Genomic DNA, 14,656 nt, shown 5'->3' with positions numbered 1-14,656 from the left:
TCTACGAATTGATCTTTTCAAATTGATGATACAACTGTTCAAAAACATCGACAAATTCTTGAGCTTCTGCTAGGCTGTTATGCTCATCAAGACTAATACGAATTGCTGAAGTTGCGATCTTCTCAGGAATATTCATTGCATTTAGAGTTCCTGATACAACGTGTTTTTTAGATGAACATGCACTTGTCGTTGAAATATAAATGCCGTGTTCTTCAAAAGCGTGTACTATTGTCTCACCCCGAACACCGTCAATAGTAAAACAAAGAATATGTGGCGCAAAGTCTGGTGTCATGCGCGAAAACATCGTGACTTTAGGGAATTTTGTGACGTAATCATAAATAAATTTCTTTATTTCAAGTTGTTTTTGAACCTTATCTTTCTCCCCTTCTAACAATAACCTTAAGGCTTTTGCCATTGCAGCTATTGCTGGAAGATTTTCCGTTCCGCTGCGCAAATTTTTCTCTTGCCCGCCACCGCTCATCAATGATGCCAGCTTGCGTTCGCGCCGTTTGAACATGAATCCAATTCCTCTTGGAGCATGGAACTTATGGCCTGAGAATGTTACAAAATCAACCCGATCATTCATGATCATCTGCTGAATTCCCTTGCCGATGCCCTGAACTGCATCAACATGAAAATGAATCTTGGGATAATTGCGTAACACACCTGCAATCTCATCGATTGGTTGAATTGCCCCTATTTCATTATTGACAGCCATAATTGAGACTAAAATCGTATCTGGTCGAATCGCAGCTTTCAATTCTTTAGCAGAAACCTGTCCCTTCTCATTAACTGGCAAATATGTTACCTCAAAACCTAGTTTCTCTAATTGAGCCATTGAATTTAATACAGCAGGATGTTCAACACTTGAGGTTATTAGGTGCTTGCCGTGCATTCTTTTTTCAATTGCTGTTCCCTTAACGACCCAGTTATCGCCCTCGGTGCCACCGCTTGTAAAGAAGATTTCATCTTGCTTGACACCCATCAAATTAGCAATTTGTAGTCTTGCCTGTTCCAATAACCCAAATGCTTTCTCACCTGAAGCATGGAGTGAAGATGGATTTCCCCAGATTTGGTTACTGACTTTGGTGTAGGTCTCCAAAGCTTGAGGTGCAACTTTAGTTGTTGCACTGTTATCAAAATAAATCATTTCTATCCTTCCTATTTCAAATACTTTATATTTTTTTGAAAATAAAACTCGCAAGTTATTTTACAATATATGCTGCTGAAAACAAAGTTAAATTTTAGATATTTAAAAAATATATTCTCACTGTCCAAAACCTGAGTAATGGTTCAAAATTACTAACATAGCGAGACTTTGCTACGAGTAATAGCTTAGACAGAATATTTTGAATTATGTAACGAGAACGCATTATCCGAAATAATATAGAGAAGCCAGGTCAAAAGTTAACTTTTGACCCGGCCCCCAAAAATCTCTTAACTTGTACCTAGATTACTTTGTGCTCATTTGCTGGTTGTAGACGTCTTATTTGCATAATACTCGTCTTCGATTTTTTTATATGCCCCAGACTCAACTTTATCAACAGCAGTTGCAATTAACTCTAAACTACCAGCGTAGTCATAACTCTGATTGAAAAGATGATATGCTTTGTCTGAAGACTGAGCAACTTCTGGATAACGTAAACGATATCGATTAGCATACTGCAACAAACGCTCTGTCAAAGATGCGCTATCAATTATATCGTTTGTTTTCTCGTTAAGTACATCCAAATCAGATTGAGTATCGATCAAAAGCTTGGTTATTTCATCCATATCAATCTTAACTTGATCAAGCTTGTCGGCTAAGTCATCAATTTCCGCATTTACAGCATAAAAGTAGTCTAAATATTCTTTAGATAATCCAGGCAAATTCAATTTTTCAAGGTCACGCTTCATACTGTGGATGTCAAAATCAAATTGTCGAACCGCTTTATGAGCTTCTTGTTCATCGTTCCATAAATTCTGCACACTATCACCGATCTTAGCCTGCTTTTCTTCGATAGCTTCGAGCTTTTCGATCTGTTTGGCTTGCTTTTCCCTAATAACAGAATATACAATTTTTTCTTTATCACTGATTTTCTCTTGGTAGTCTGCAAGTTCTTGTTCAATTACCTTCAAATCCTCATCAAGCTGCTTGGCATTTTCCATTTCATTATGGTTAAAAGTATAATTCTGATTCAAACGATCAAGTTCTATCAATAATTCACGCTGATTCTTCCGAGCATGAGAAACGAATTTTTCAAAAGTTTCCATCTTGTCTTCAACTTCGTTTCTCGCTTTTATTTCTGACTCAAGCTCATCGTATGAATCATTAATTTCCTGATCAATCTTCTGATCCGTTTCTTTGGCATGATCAAGTTCCAACTCACTCAAATTAACGATGTTCGTTGCAATTAATGTCTGGATTTCAGAGATTTTCTTGTCAAAATCTGTTGTAAAACCATATCCAGAGGCAGACAGTTTGTCATATACTTCTTTTATTTCAGTTATTTGCTCTGGATAAACATTCTTTACACTACGGTACAATGGAGGAATAACTTTTATTGCATTCTCTAACAAAGCTGTTTCTTTTTTCAATACTTTCAATATCTCAGTTGACTTCACATAATCGCCCAAATTAGTTGTCTGACTATAACTGTCGAAAGTTTTCTCAATTTCAGCTAAATTTTCTTCGAGTTTATCGATACTGGGACCAAATGAAAAGTTTTTTGCAAGAAGCGTCTTACGAAGATTTTGATACTTTTGCTCTAGTTCTTTTGTCCTCTTTTGGTGCTCCAAATTACTTTTTTTGAATGCCTGCAGATTTTGTTTTGTTTCTTTTTCCAGTTTGCTGGCATTCTCAAGCTTAGTATCAAGTAAATTCAATTCCCTTCTAACTTCGAAAAAACGGTAGTGGCTGTTTGCTTCCACTAATTCTGCCAGATGTTCAGATATCTGAGGCAATTTGTGATTGATCATATATAAATAATTTTGTTTTGTCTCTTCAAATTGAGTAAGCGACTCCCCAGATAATCTAATTTTCTCCGTGCTAAGAATCTCCTCGTGTACTGAAGACCCAACAAGATTATTAACTTGTTCCTTTTTTATTGCGATTTCGGAACTATTTTTCCGTTGCAAATAAAAAAAAGAAAAGTAAGCCACCACAGCGACTATTACAATTGCACTCAAAACTAACGTCATCAAGTCCTCACTCCTATGTATATACACTTTTTGTTTTCCCACAGTAAGAACTAATATCTTACTATTATTTAAAATAAAAAAATTAAAACTTGCTTAATTGTTCGTTTCAATCTAAAATCTATTTAATTATATCATAGTAAGTAGTGACATTACACTAGATTAGTACACTTGAATGGGAGTTTTGAGATGAAAAATACGCTTTTAGGTCAACAATTGGATTCATTGCTGACAAATGAAACTAATTTTATTGCAAATTTAGCAAATACATCTGCCTTAATTTTTGAAAGTTTTCCTAACATTAACTGGGCCGGCTTTTATCTTTATGAACATCAGAACAATGAACTGATTCTTGGACCTTTCCAAGGAAAAGTTGCATGCATGCACATTGCAATCGGCAAAGGTGTCTGTGGCACAGCCTTTAAGGAAGGAAGGGACATAGTAGTTGACAATGTCTTGGAATTTCCGGGACATATTGCCTGTGATGCTGCAAGCCGTTCAGAAGTCGTTGTTCCACTGATCAAAAATGGTAAAAAACTTGGAGTGCTTGATATTGACTCCCCCAGCGAGAATCGTTTTACAAAAGATGATCGTCTTACCTTGAACTCTCTAGTTGAAATATTGCTTGATCACTGCGACTAGCTTGACTAATAATAGATTTTTAGCTATACTGTTCCCTGTGTAAAATATGCAGCAGTCTGCGGTAAGCTCGTCAACAGTTCGTTGCCCTATTCGGTTCAGTTAGTACCTCTTCGGCTGCAAGGGTGAACACTGCAAAACAAACTGCACGAATACTAAGCAGACAAGCCTATTTTACTCCAAAAAAAATTATTGGAGGAACTTTTTTTATGTCTCGTTATACAGGTCCAAGTTGGAAAGTATCACGTCGTTTAGGTATTTCATTGACTGGTACAGGTAAAGAATTAGCACGTCGTCCATATGCTCCAGGACAACACGGTCAGAACAACCGTCGTAAGTTATCTGAATATGGTTTGCAATTACGCGAAAAGCAAAAGCTTCGTATGATCTATGGCCTTTCAGAACGCCAATTCTCAAACCTCTTCAAACGCGCTGGCAAGATTCGTCAAGGTCGTCATGGTGACAACTTCATGATCTTGTTGGAACAACGTTTGGATAATATCGTTTACCGTTTAGGTTTAGCTACAACTCGTCGTCAATCACGTCAGTTGGTAAACCATGGTCACATCACAGTCAATGGCAAACGTGTTGATATCCCTTCATACGAAGTTTCTGTAGGCGATGTAATTTCATTACGTGAAAAGTCAAAGAACTTGCAAGTTGTTAAGGATGCCCTTGAAGCAATTGTCGGCCGTCCACAATTTGTAACTTTTGACGAAAACAAGCTTGAAGGTTCATTAGTTCGTTTACCAGAACGTGAAGAACTTGAAGCTGAAGTTGATGAAGCTCTTATCGTTGAATACTACAACAAACTTTAATAACCGACTTCTTGTCAGTTTGGTCAGATTCTTTTATGAATCTGGCTTTTTTTGTTTAATCACAGTCAACAATCTTTAATATAATGCTATACTTTATCTACATGAAAGGAGTTAGATTATGCTAAAACCTCTAGCCTACCGTATGCGCCCAAAAAGTATTGACGAAGTTGTCGGGCAGCAGCACTTAGTTGGAGCTGGTAAAATTATCAGACGTATGGTCGATGCAAGATTGTTATCCTCGATGATCCTTTATGGTCCTCCTGGAACAGGAAAAACAAGCATTGCCAGTGCTATTGCAGGTTCAACAAAATATGCATTTAGAATGCTCAACGCAGCGACTGATTCCAAAAAGGAATTAGAGGTCGTTGCTGAGGAAGCCAAAATGAGTGGTACAGTTATCCTCCTGCTTGATGAAATCCATCGTTTGACTAAACCTAAACAGGATTTTCTGCTGCCTCATCTTGAAAGCGGCCAAATAATCTTAATCGGTGCTACAACTGAGAATCCATATATAGCAATTAACCCAGCCATTAGAAGCCGTACACAAATCTTTGAAGTCAAACCATTGACTGAAAATGATATCAAAAAAGCTATTGAACGAGCCTTGTCTGATGAAGTTAATGGTTTAGGCACGATGAATGTTGATGTAGCACCAGAAGCAATGAGTCATCTTTGCCGAGCTACAAATGGTGATCTACGTAGTGCATTAAATGCGCTTGAATTAGCTGTCAAGTCTACCCTTCCAGAAAATAAAAGCAAAAAAATCAATATTTCATTGCCTATTATCGAGGAATGTCTGCAACACAAAGCGCTCGTTCAAGACAAAGACGGTGATGCTCATTATAACGTGATCTCGGCCTTTCAAAAGTCTATTCGCGGTTCTGACGCGGATGCTGCGCTGCATTATCTTGCACGTTTGCTTGCTTCAGGTGATTTGATCAGTGTTAATCGTCGACTCCTGACCATTGCTTATGAAGATATTGGCTTAGCAAACCCTTCAGCAGCTGCAAAAACTGTTGCGGCTGTGACTGCAGCCGAAAAAATTGGTTTGCCCGAAGCCAGAATTCCCCTCTCAGTTGCCGTGATCGATCTCTGTCTGTCTCCTAAGTCCAATTCAGCAATAAAGGCTATCGATGGCGCACTCGCAGATATCGATCATGGTGGTTATGGCGACGTTCCGGCTCATTTAAAGGATGCACACTACCAAGGTGCTAAAACACTTGGTCACGGAGTTGATTATCTGTATCCGCACGACTACCCGCACGATTGGGTCCCCCAACAATATTTACCTGACCCACTCAAGAATAAGAGTTATTATCAGCCAAAAGATAATGGTCGCTATGAAGCTGCTTTGAAAGAGCAGTATGCACGCTTAAAAAAGATGCAAAAAGGCAAAAAGTAACCGTTAACATTTGAAAAAAGGCAACTTGTATGATAACATATAAGCATAATCTGAAATGTACGCGTTGTCTCACAATGTAAGGTTGACCGAACAATTATATACCTTGGCTTTTGAAATATTTTGTGGATAACATGCCCATACTGTTTGGGAAGTTAGAAGTTAAATTATCAGAAACCACCTGCTTGTTTGCGGGTTCAACTACAGAGACGATTAACGGCATTAGACGGATTCCAAAGTTTATTCTTTGGACAGGAGGGGCTATGCTGAAACATTTGTTTTGGCATGGCTCTTTCGTTTTGCAAATCCTAATTTCTTTGATTTCAAGAGATTACAACATATACTATATTTTTGTGAGGAATTGTGATGATAAGTACAATCATAAGCTTTTTCATATTTTTACTTGGAATATTGCTACTTTTTATTAGTTTATATCTACTAAAACACAAGAACGAACCTTTCATGCTCTTTCATCCTGAAAAGCATAAGGATCTAAGAATCATTATCCAAATTACTGGGACACTTCTACTAATTTTGGCATTTTTGACCTTTGTGAGTTTGATACTTAACAACCAAATATTCCTATCTGTTATTCTGATTCTTGATGTAGCAATCATTCCAATCTTACCAATTCTAATGCTTAGTTACATTGAGAAATAGTTCACTATAATCTACCATTTTGCTTTAGATTTCTAGCAAATTGCGGTAAAATAGAATTGAAAGATGAAAGGGTGATTTGTATGTTACAACAATATAAAAATATTCTAGTACCTGTCGATGGTTCCAAGGAAGCTGAATTGGCTTTCAAGAAAGCTGTTGCTGTTGCTAAGAGAAATGGCAAAGAAGCACACTTAGAGTTACCTCATGTTGTTGATACACGTGCCTTCCAAAATATTTCAAGTTACGACACTAGCATGGTGGACGAAGTTGTCGCGACCGCTAAGAAAAAGATTGAAAATTATATTAGTGAAGCTAAAGCCGACGGTGTTGAAAATGTATCTTATTCCATCGAATATGGTGCACCAAAAACAATTATTGCTAAAGACAAACCTACTGAACTGAAAACCGATTTAATTATGATCGGTGCGACTGGGTTGAATGCTGTTGAACGCTTGCTCCTAGGATCGGTTACAGAATACGTCACAAGAACCGCAAGCTGTGATGTTCTTGTTGTTAGAACTGATTTAGATAATAAGAAACCTGAATAACATAGTCAGATAGATTAAGATCGATTAGTAGATTAGATAGTTTGAAAGTTAATTAACTTGTTCAAATAAATTTAATGCGTGTACTAGTCATGTGTACTGGTCTATAAAATTCAAGTTTAGACAAAAGTTTCTGATTTATGAAATATATTTGCATAACAAAAAGAGGAGTTCGGTTAAAAGTTAATTTTAGCCTGACTCCTCTTTTTTTGCCTTGTCCCACACAAACAAATGTCTTACAATTATCAATTTTAACAGCAACCAAATACTGTCATGCTCAGAACTTGTTTTGTAGTTAGCATTCTTCCTTTTTTCTTCCATAAAATTATTTTCTACTTACATTCATTGTCCATTGTCCTTTTTTATCTCGCAATTTATCAAGTGATCGTCGACCATTCCAATCGCTTGCATAAATGAATAAATAATTGTTGGGCCAATGAAAGCAAACCCTCTTTTTTTCATGTCTTTTGCAATTTTTTGCGAAAGTGCCGTTTGTGCTGGCACCTGCTCGCCAAACTCCCAATGATTGACAATTTGCTTATCTCCGACAAAACTCCATAAGTATTGCCCAAAATCAAAACCTTCTTCTTTTAACCTAAGCAAAGTTTGTGCATTTTTAATAATGGCTCGAATCTTTCGCTGATTACGAATAATTTCTTTGTTAGCCATTAACTGCTGAATATCTTCTTCTGTCATTTCTGCAACTTTTTGTATCTTAAAATTATGAAAAGCAGCTTTAAACCCAGCTCTTTTCTTCAAAATCACTTCCCACTTCAAACCTGCTTGCATTATTTCCAGCGAAAGCATCTCAAAAAGAATCTCTTCATCTTTTTTTGGAACTCCCCACTCCTCATCATGATACGCTATCAGCAATTCATTTCCAGTTGCCCATGAACACCTCATCAAATTCCTCCCTCATTATGTAGAAAATACGCAAAAAAATGATTATCTCTTTTATAATAACAAAAAGAGGCATGCCCCACTGACACACCCTCTTCATTAATCACATATGGTTGGTACTCCATAAGTCAAAGTTTTGCATTCACCCATAAAATACTTATAGTACTGCAATAATACAATCTCATAAATTTGTATTGCTGCTCAAGCTGTATCGCTTTATATTATGCTTTAATTAGTATTATCTATTTTTTCTCTGGTAATTTCTCTTCTCCAAGATCGACAAAATCATAGTGAAGTTTTGCATTATCATTAAATTCTTCAATCGCTAACTCAATTAACTGATCAATCAAATCACTGTATTTGATTCCCGACACAGCCCATAACTGTGGATACAATGAAATATTTGTAAATCCAGGCAATGTGTTAACTTCGCCAAAATAAGGTACATTATTACTGTCAACTAAGAAATCCATTCTTGCCAAACCACGATTACCCAGCACACGGAAAGCATCCAACGACATTTGCTTGATTTCTGCAGTTAATTTCTCTGGTAATTCAACCGGCATCTGGAATTCAACACCCGAAGCATCGACAAACTTATTGTTATAGTCATAGAAGACATCATCTTCCGGTATCTTGATTGCTCCAAGTTTTGAAGCCTTAGCATTGCGATTACCTAGGACTGAGCATTCAACCTCACGTGGATGATCAATTGCCTCTTCAACAAGTAGTTTAAAGTCATAGTGGAATCCTTCCCTAACGGCCTTGTCAAATTCAGCCTCGTTTTCAACCTTATAGATACCGACTGAAGAACCCTGGCGAGCTGGTTTGACAAACATCGTTGTCCCAAGCTTCTCACTACATTTTTCATAAGTATATTCTGCCTGATTTTCTGGAGTAACTACTATATATTTCGTATTGCGGATACCATGGAACGTCAATAATTGCTTTGTTAGATCCTTGTCAAAAGACACACCCGAAGATGCAACACCACTGCCAATCCATGGTTTGTTCAATAATCTAAACAAGCCTTGAACTGTACCATCTTCACCCATATTGCCATGAATGACTGGGTAGAAAACATCAATATCTTTTACCTCAGAAATATTTTGAATGTTTGCAAGCGGATTAGAAAAATCGACATTTGCAGTTGCTTCAGCAACAACTTTGTCTTCATCCTCCCCATTAAAAATTCTCATTGAATCTTTGTTTCCCAAAAGGTAGCCATTTTTTGTAAACATAAATACGGATACATCATACTTATCCTTATCCATTCCATCGTAAATGTTGTGTGCAGAACGTTTTGAAACAGCATGTTCTGATGAGTTACCTCCAAAAAACAATGCAACGTGTAATTTCTTTTTTTCCATGAAAATTCCCATTCCTATCAATTATCTTATTATACGGTTTTTTCTATCATACGGTGATGTAAAACTATTGATATTGAAAATGCTTTAATATCTTATAAAATATTACCATGATTAGTTCATTTTGTCAGTCAAAATACATCAATTTATTATTTGGACCTGTATTTTTATAAAATGTTCTAACCAAAAGATGTCGTCAAAGTTTCCTGAACAAACAAGTAAAATATTTCTATTATGCCATATTAATTTGTCAAATGGTTCCTTCTGTGTGTGGACTTCCTAGTTACCTATTCTTTACATAATCTTTCTTTTAAAAAAAGTAAAAAATTGTTAATATTAAGTTAGAAACTAAAATTTGAGGTGAATATTGTGGTAAAGAAGCTATACGGTATCATTTATATGACTCCTAGACAACTTAAGCTCTCTATCGTTGATTTGAACGATTTCTCGATCGTAGAAGATGTTACGTCCAATTTTTACAGTAATCACACATATGAATATCAACACAATGTCCAAGCTATTACGATGGCACTTAATGGTTTCTTACTCATTTTAAAGGAATATGGTGTCAAAAATTATCGTTTCTGGGGCAACCAGCAATCTTTGGATGATATTAGTGCTCGCTACTTGGGTGAGCAAATCTATGTTCGTACAACATTAAAAGTTCACTGGCTGAACACAAGCCAACTAACCTATTACAAAGCTGCTGCTATTATTACACATCTAGATAATTTTAAAAAAATTAGTTCATCCCTAACATTCCTATTGAGTCTAGGTTCTGAACGTGTTTCCTTGTCACAATTCAGTAACCAAAAGTTTGCCTCTACTTGGAATATTGATTTAGGTTCGGCACAACTTTACGATGTTAATGTGGCATTAAAGCCTAATATGAACAACCCAATAGCTGTACTTGATGATTACATTGGGAGCAAGCTTGAACATCTTAAACATGTTTTTGCAAATCAAACAATGCCTTCCAATCTGATTTTACAAGATGCATTAATAATTAATAAGAAATTCATTCCTTACGATCAGACTTCCTATACGATGCCGCTTGAGGAATTTAACAATCTCTATCGGAAAGTCACTAATGCTTCTGACCAATTCTTGATGGATTATTTTGAAGTTGATGAAAATGTGATAACAAGTGTCACCTCATATTTTTTATTGCTACACAAGATCGTGAAATTAACTAAAGCACGTAATATTATTTTGACCGATATCACGGTTTCTGATGGTTTGGCAATCGAACGTGCTCAGCGCATTGGGCTAAGAAAACAAAACTTCGATGAATTAATCTTGACCACAGCTGAAAACATGGCTACCCGTTATCTTACAAGCAAATCACATAGAAAAAACGTCACTTTGATTGCTATGCATCTATTCGATCAATTAAAGAAACTGCATCATCTTGGTCAGAGAGAACGTCTGTTGCTGCAGGTATCCTGCATTCTCGCTGATATTGGTAACTATATCAATCAACAGGGTCATTATAATCATTCTGCCTATATCTTGCAGTCTACAAAGGTCTTAGGCCTGTCAAATACTGAAAATTTGATTATTGCTGAAATAGCACGTTATCATAGTAGTGAATCACCATCTTCAAATGATACTCATTTTAGGAATCTTGATCCAGATGTCCAAATGAAAGTAGCTAAGTTATCTTCCTTCTTACGTATTGCTGATGCTTTAGATGACTCACGAGAAGAAAAGATTCGCAAAATATCAGTGTCATTGCACGAAACAGAATTAATTATTTTTGCATATTCAAATCAGAATATTGCCCTAGAACAATGGTCTTTCAGTAATAAGGCAAAACTTTTTGAAAAAGTATTTGGTTTGAAGGCAATTTTAAAACAACGGAGGCAATTACAATGAGTAAATTTGATAAGCAGAGTTATTTCAAAAATCGCGAATTAAGTTGGCTGGAATTCAACGAACGTGTTCTTGAGGAAGCACGCGATTCTGAGAATCCACTGCTTGAACGTGCAAATTTTCTTGGGATTACACAAAGTAATGTCGATGAGTTTTTCATGGTTAGAGTTGCTTCCTTGAATAAAATGTACTCTGTAAACATTAAAACTACCGACGCCTCAGGGATGACACCTAAAGAACAAATCGACAAAATCAATGAAAAAGAACAAGAGATGGTTACACGACGCTATACAACATACAACCGCTCACTGATACCGCAGTTGGAAAAAAGCAATATCAAGATAATTGCTCCATCAGAGACTACTGAAGAACAATATAAATTCATTCAGCGTTACTTTAATGATGAATTATATCCGGTTCTGACGCCTTTAGCTGATGATTCATCTCGTCCCTTCCCTTTCATCAGTAATAATTCATTGAATATTGCGGTGCGTCTCCATGAAACTGATAACAAGAAAAACCGGCGCTTTGCAACCGTTAGGATTCCTGATGTCTTCGCAAGAATTATCAGATTACCGCATGAAGAAAATACCTTCATGCTGCTTGAAGATATTATCAAGGAATTCATTGGTAGTCTCTTCATTGGATACAAGGTCAGCGATGCTTCTACATATCGTGTGATTCGTGATATGGACTTGGATGTTGCTGAAGAAGACACTTCTGATTTGCTGCGGGAAGTTCAACGCCAACTGAAAAAACGTGAACACGGTGGCGTGATGCGTTTAGAGATCGAAAATTCGATGCATAACCGCTTAAAAACAAGATTGATTGAAACATTAGATGTTGATAAAAAAGCAGTCTATGAAGTTAATGGACCGGTTGATCTAACTTTCTTAAAGAAATTACCTGGCTTGGTAGAGGGACATCCTGAGTTGAGATATTCGAAATTCAGATCATTTATCGAACCATCCCTGTCAAATAACAAAAATTTCTTTGCGGCTATCAGAAAAAAGGATTTATTCATGCACCATCCCTATGATTCCTTTGATTCAGTCGTGAACTTTATAGGTCAGGCAGCAACTGATCCAAATGTGTTAGCAATCAAAATGACACTTTATCGTGTTTCTGGCAAGTCACCAATTATTAATTATCTTGGACTTGCAGCGCAGCATGGCAAACAAGTTACGGTGCTTGTTGAAGTAAAGGCCAGATTTGATGAGGAAAATAATGTTCACTGGGCTAAACAGCTTGAAAAGATGGGCTGCCATGTTATCTATGGCCTTGTTGGATTAAAAACACACTGTAAAATTGCCTTAGTTATTCGTCATGATGACGATGGAATTCGCAGGTACATTCACCTTGGAACTGGTAATTATAACGATGTGACTGCCAACTTCTATACAGATATGGGTATTATTACTGCTAATAATGATATTGGAACTGATGCCTCTAATTTATTCAACATGCTCTCAGGCTATTCAGAACCACCGTATTTCCATAAATTGCATATTTCTCCCAAACGTATTCGAACGTTTATTGATAAAAAGATCGATGATGAGATCTTGGCTGCAAAATCAGGCCACAAGGCTGTCATTAAGATGAAGATGAATTCCTTGTCCGATCAAAAGATTATTGAACACTTGTATGAGGCCTCTGCGGCCGGAGTCAAGATTCAACTGATTGTCCGTGGAATATGCTGCTTAAAAACAGAAATTCCAGGTGTCAGTGATAACATAGAAGTGCACTCAATTGTTGGACGCTTTCTCGAACACAGTCGCATCTATTACTTCTATAATGAAGGAAATGAAGATGTCTATCTCTCTAGTGCTGATATGATGACAAGAAACCTTAATCGCAGGGTTGAGCTGTTATTCCCTGCCCTTGATGACGGTATCAGACACAAAATCATTTCAATTTTTGGGACAATGTGGGATGATAATGTAAAGACGCGTATGCTGCATGGAGACATTTTCACACATATAGACCGTCGTGGCCACACGCGTCTGAATGCACAGGAACACTTTATAAAAGAGGCAGAACGAAAAAATCAATTACTACTAGACCAGCAACGTGCAGAAAAAAGGAATACCTCAACTTTTATTCCGATGACCCATCATGACGGTTCTGCACGTCTCTCTGGTAGTGGCAAGGAGGAGTAAAGAAATGATTAATTTTGCGGTGATTGACCTTGGATCTAATTCAGTCAGAATGACTATAACTCAGATCGCAGATGATGGTACAACCAAGGTTACTCACCAATTAAAAGAAATGGTTCGTCTTTCGGAAAATATGGGTGAAAAAAAAGTTCTCCAAGAAGAACCCATTAAGCGAACACTGGAAGCTCTTGAAAAATTTGAAAAAGTTTATGAGAAGCTTCCTCACCTTCATATTGAGGCATTAGCAACTGCGGCTGTTCGGGCTGCTACCAATCAAGCCGAATTCTTACAACTTGTAAAAGAAAAGGTCGGTATCGATTTTGAAGTAATCACAGGCGAACGCGAAGCCTACTTAGATTTCTTGGGTGTAACCCGAACTTTAGATGTCGGTGAAGAGTGTCTAATTATGGATACGGGTGGTGCAAGTACAGAACTGATTCTGGTAAAGCAAAATCAAGTTGCTCATTTGATAAGTCTCCCATTCGGATCTGTAACTATTTCCCAAGCTTTCAACCTCGATAACAAGATTAAGGCTTCTGAATTATTCCTTGCGATGACCGATGTGGAAAAAGCTTTGACAGGCGTTGATTGGCTAGTAGAGGCTCATAGAACCAAGCTTGTGGTTCTTGGGGGAAGTAATCGTACCTTAGCAAAGATTGCACGCCGTAAAATTGATGCCGAAAATCCCCCAGATGTTCATGGATTTATATTAAGCAGTGATGCCGCTTTTGATATTTTTGCTGAATTGGTAGACTTGGATAAGAGCGAAAGGGAAAAGATTCCTGGACTAGCTAAGGCACGTGCTGATGTTATCGTAGGTGGGCTTACACCGATTTCTCTAATCATGCGAACACTACATATTCCACAAATACTATTTTCGAATCATGGATTGCGTGAAGGTGCATTGTTTGATTTTATGGACAAGAAAAAGAAATGATATTTAGTACCTTTAGAATCAGATAAACATTCAAATGAGTACACTTTATAAATTAAAGTTAGCAAATTCAGAGTTGGGTACTCCTTACTCTATATAATTTATAGTTCGACTTATGAAACAAGTTTATACTAAATAAAAAGAAGTTAGATCAAAATTTTGACCTAGCTTCTTTTTTGTACCCAT

At 36.9% G+C, this 14,656-nt stretch carries 12 protein-coding genes and 1 other RNA gene; 9 read left to right on the top strand and 4 right to left on the bottom strand.

Annotated features, from left to right (window positions below; translation table 11 throughout):
- Nucleotide 1: 1 nt before the first annotated feature.
- Together IV36_RS01730 and ezrA are read right to left on the bottom strand one after the other, a co-directional pair.
- On the bottom strand, nt 2-1,150 hold the full coding sequence (locus IV36_RS01730; RefSeq protein ID WP_056990479.1) for a cysteine desulfurase family protein: 1,149 nt from the start codon (nt 1,148-1,150) through the stop codon (nt 2-4).
- Nucleotides 1,151-1,464: 314 nt separating this feature from the next.
- Complete coding sequence (gene ezrA, locus IV36_RS01725) at nt 1,465-3,180, bottom strand: septation ring formation regulator EzrA (protein WP_056990477.1); 1,716 nt, start codon at nt 3,178-3,180, stop codon at nt 1,465-1,467.
- Nucleotides 3,181-3,366: 186 nt separating this feature from the next.
- Between ezrA and IV36_RS01720 the strand changes: the two genes are divergently transcribed.
- The 6 genes from IV36_RS01720 to IV36_RS01700 all read left to right on the top strand — a co-directional run bounded on the left by IV36_RS01720 (nt 3,367) and on the right by IV36_RS01700 (nt 7,241).
- Complete coding sequence (locus IV36_RS01720; protein ID WP_056990475.1) at nt 3,367-3,819, top strand: GAF domain-containing protein; 453 nt, start codon at nt 3,367-3,369, stop codon at nt 3,817-3,819.
- Nucleotides 3,820-4,025: 206 nt separating this feature from the next.
- Nucleotides 4,026-4,634, top strand: a complete 609-nt coding sequence (rpsD, locus tag IV36_RS01715; RefSeq protein WP_003688938.1) for a 30S ribosomal protein S4 — start codon at nt 4,026-4,028, stop codon at nt 4,632-4,634.
- Nucleotides 4,635-4,752: 118 nt separating this feature from the next.
- On the top strand, nt 4,753-6,036 hold the full coding sequence (locus IV36_RS01710; protein WP_056990474.1) for a replication-associated recombination protein A: 1,284 nt from the start codon (nt 4,753-4,755) through the stop codon (nt 6,034-6,036).
- A gap of 44 nt (nt 6,037-6,080) precedes the next feature.
- Nucleotides 6,081-6,270: non-coding RNA, 6S RNA (gene ssrS, locus IV36_RS11835), on the top strand.
- 129 nt (nt 6,271-6,399) lie between these two features.
- A complete protein-coding gene (locus IV36_RS01705; RefSeq protein WP_056990472.1) occupies nt 6,400-6,693 on the top strand; it encodes a hypothetical protein in 294 nt (97 codons plus the stop codon).
- A gap of 80 nt (nt 6,694-6,773) precedes the next feature.
- A complete protein-coding gene (locus IV36_RS01700; RefSeq protein ID WP_056990470.1) occupies nt 6,774-7,241 on the top strand; it encodes a universal stress protein in 468 nt (155 codons plus the stop codon).
- A gap of 339 nt (nt 7,242-7,580) precedes the next feature.
- On the opposite strand, the gene IV36_RS01695 is transcribed toward IV36_RS01700, so the two are convergent.
- The gene (locus tag IV36_RS01695) at nt 7,581-8,141 is read right to left on the bottom strand and encodes a DNA-3-methyladenine glycosylase I (protein ID WP_056990468.1); all 561 of its coding nucleotides are present in this window, start codon (nt 8,139-8,141) and stop codon (nt 7,581-7,583) included.
- Between the two features lie 239 nt (nt 8,142-8,380).
- Nucleotides 8,381-9,508 carry a D-alanine--D-alanine ligase family protein gene (locus tag IV36_RS01690; protein ID WP_056990466.1) on the bottom strand — a complete coding sequence of 376 codons (1,128 nt, stop codon included), beginning with the start codon at nt 9,506-9,508 and terminating at the stop codon, nt 8,381-8,383.
- Between the two features lie 366 nt (nt 9,509-9,874).
- Between IV36_RS01690 and IV36_RS01685 the strand changes: the two genes are divergently transcribed.
- Genes IV36_RS01685 through IV36_RS01675 form a run of 3 tightly spaced genes read left to right on the top strand, consistent with a single transcriptional unit; the run spans nt 9,875 to nt 14,473 of the window.
- The gene (locus IV36_RS01685) at nt 9,875-11,383 is read left to right on the top strand and encodes a hypothetical protein (RefSeq protein ID WP_056990464.1); all 1,509 of its coding nucleotides are present in this window, start codon (nt 9,875-9,877) and stop codon (nt 11,381-11,383) included.
- Nucleotides 11,380-13,539 carry an RNA degradosome polyphosphate kinase gene (locus IV36_RS01680; protein WP_056990462.1) on the top strand — a complete coding sequence of 720 codons (2,160 nt, stop codon included), beginning with the start codon at nt 11,380-11,382 and terminating at the stop codon, nt 13,537-13,539. Before IV36_RS01685 ends, IV36_RS01680 begins: the two co-directional genes overlap by 4 nt.
- A 4-nt stretch (nt 13,540-13,543) precedes the next feature.
- Nucleotides 13,544-14,473: a Ppx/GppA phosphatase family protein gene (locus tag IV36_RS01675; RefSeq protein ID WP_056990460.1), complete on the top strand. Its 930-nt coding sequence runs from the start codon at nt 13,544-13,546 to the stop codon at nt 14,471-14,473.
- The last annotated feature ends 183 nt before the right edge of the window (nt 14,474-14,656 follow it).

It is taken from the genome of Liquorilactobacillus mali (assembly GCF_001437155.1).
GTDB lineage: Bacteria > Bacillota > Bacilli > Lactobacillales > Lactobacillaceae > Liquorilactobacillus > Liquorilactobacillus mali_A.
This window is presented reverse-complemented; position numbering and strand designations above follow the sequence as displayed.

Bases quoted from the DNA above. Each gene is read 5' to 3' on its own strand.
- IV36_RS01730 (WP_056990479.1), bottom strand. From the start codon at position 1,150: ATGATTTATTTTGATAACAGTGCAACAACTAAAGTTGCACCTCAAGCT.
- IV36_RS01695 (WP_056990468.1), bottom strand. From the start codon at position 8,141: ATGAGGTGTTCATGGGCAACTGGAAATGAATTGCTGATAGCGTATCAT.
- IV36_RS01675 (WP_056990460.1), top strand. From the start codon at position 13,544: ATGATTAATTTTGCGGTGATTGACCTTGGATCTAATTCAGTCAGAATG.
- ezrA (WP_056990477.1), bottom strand. From the start codon at position 3,180: ATGACGTTAGTTTTGAGTGCAATTGTAATAGTCGCTGTGGTGGCTTAC.
- IV36_RS01720 (WP_056990475.1), top strand. From the start codon at position 3,367: ATGAAAAATACGCTTTTAGGTCAACAATTGGATTCATTGCTGACAAAT.
- IV36_RS01710 (WP_056990474.1), top strand. From the start codon at position 4,753: ATGCTAAAACCTCTAGCCTACCGTATGCGCCCAAAAAGTATTGACGAA.
- IV36_RS01705 (WP_056990472.1), top strand. From the start codon at position 6,400: ATGATAAGTACAATCATAAGCTTTTTCATATTTTTACTTGGAATATTG.
- IV36_RS01680 (WP_056990462.1), top strand. From the start codon at position 11,380: ATGAGTAAATTTGATAAGCAGAGTTATTTCAAAAATCGCGAATTAAGT.
- IV36_RS01690 (WP_056990466.1), bottom strand. From the start codon at position 9,508: ATGGAAAAAAAGAAATTACACGTTGCATTGTTTTTTGGAGGTAACTCA.
- rpsD (WP_003688938.1), top strand. From the start codon at position 4,026: ATGTCTCGTTATACAGGTCCAAGTTGGAAAGTATCACGTCGTTTAGGT.
- IV36_RS01700 (WP_056990470.1), top strand. From the start codon at position 6,774: ATGTTACAACAATATAAAAATATTCTAGTACCTGTCGATGGTTCCAAG.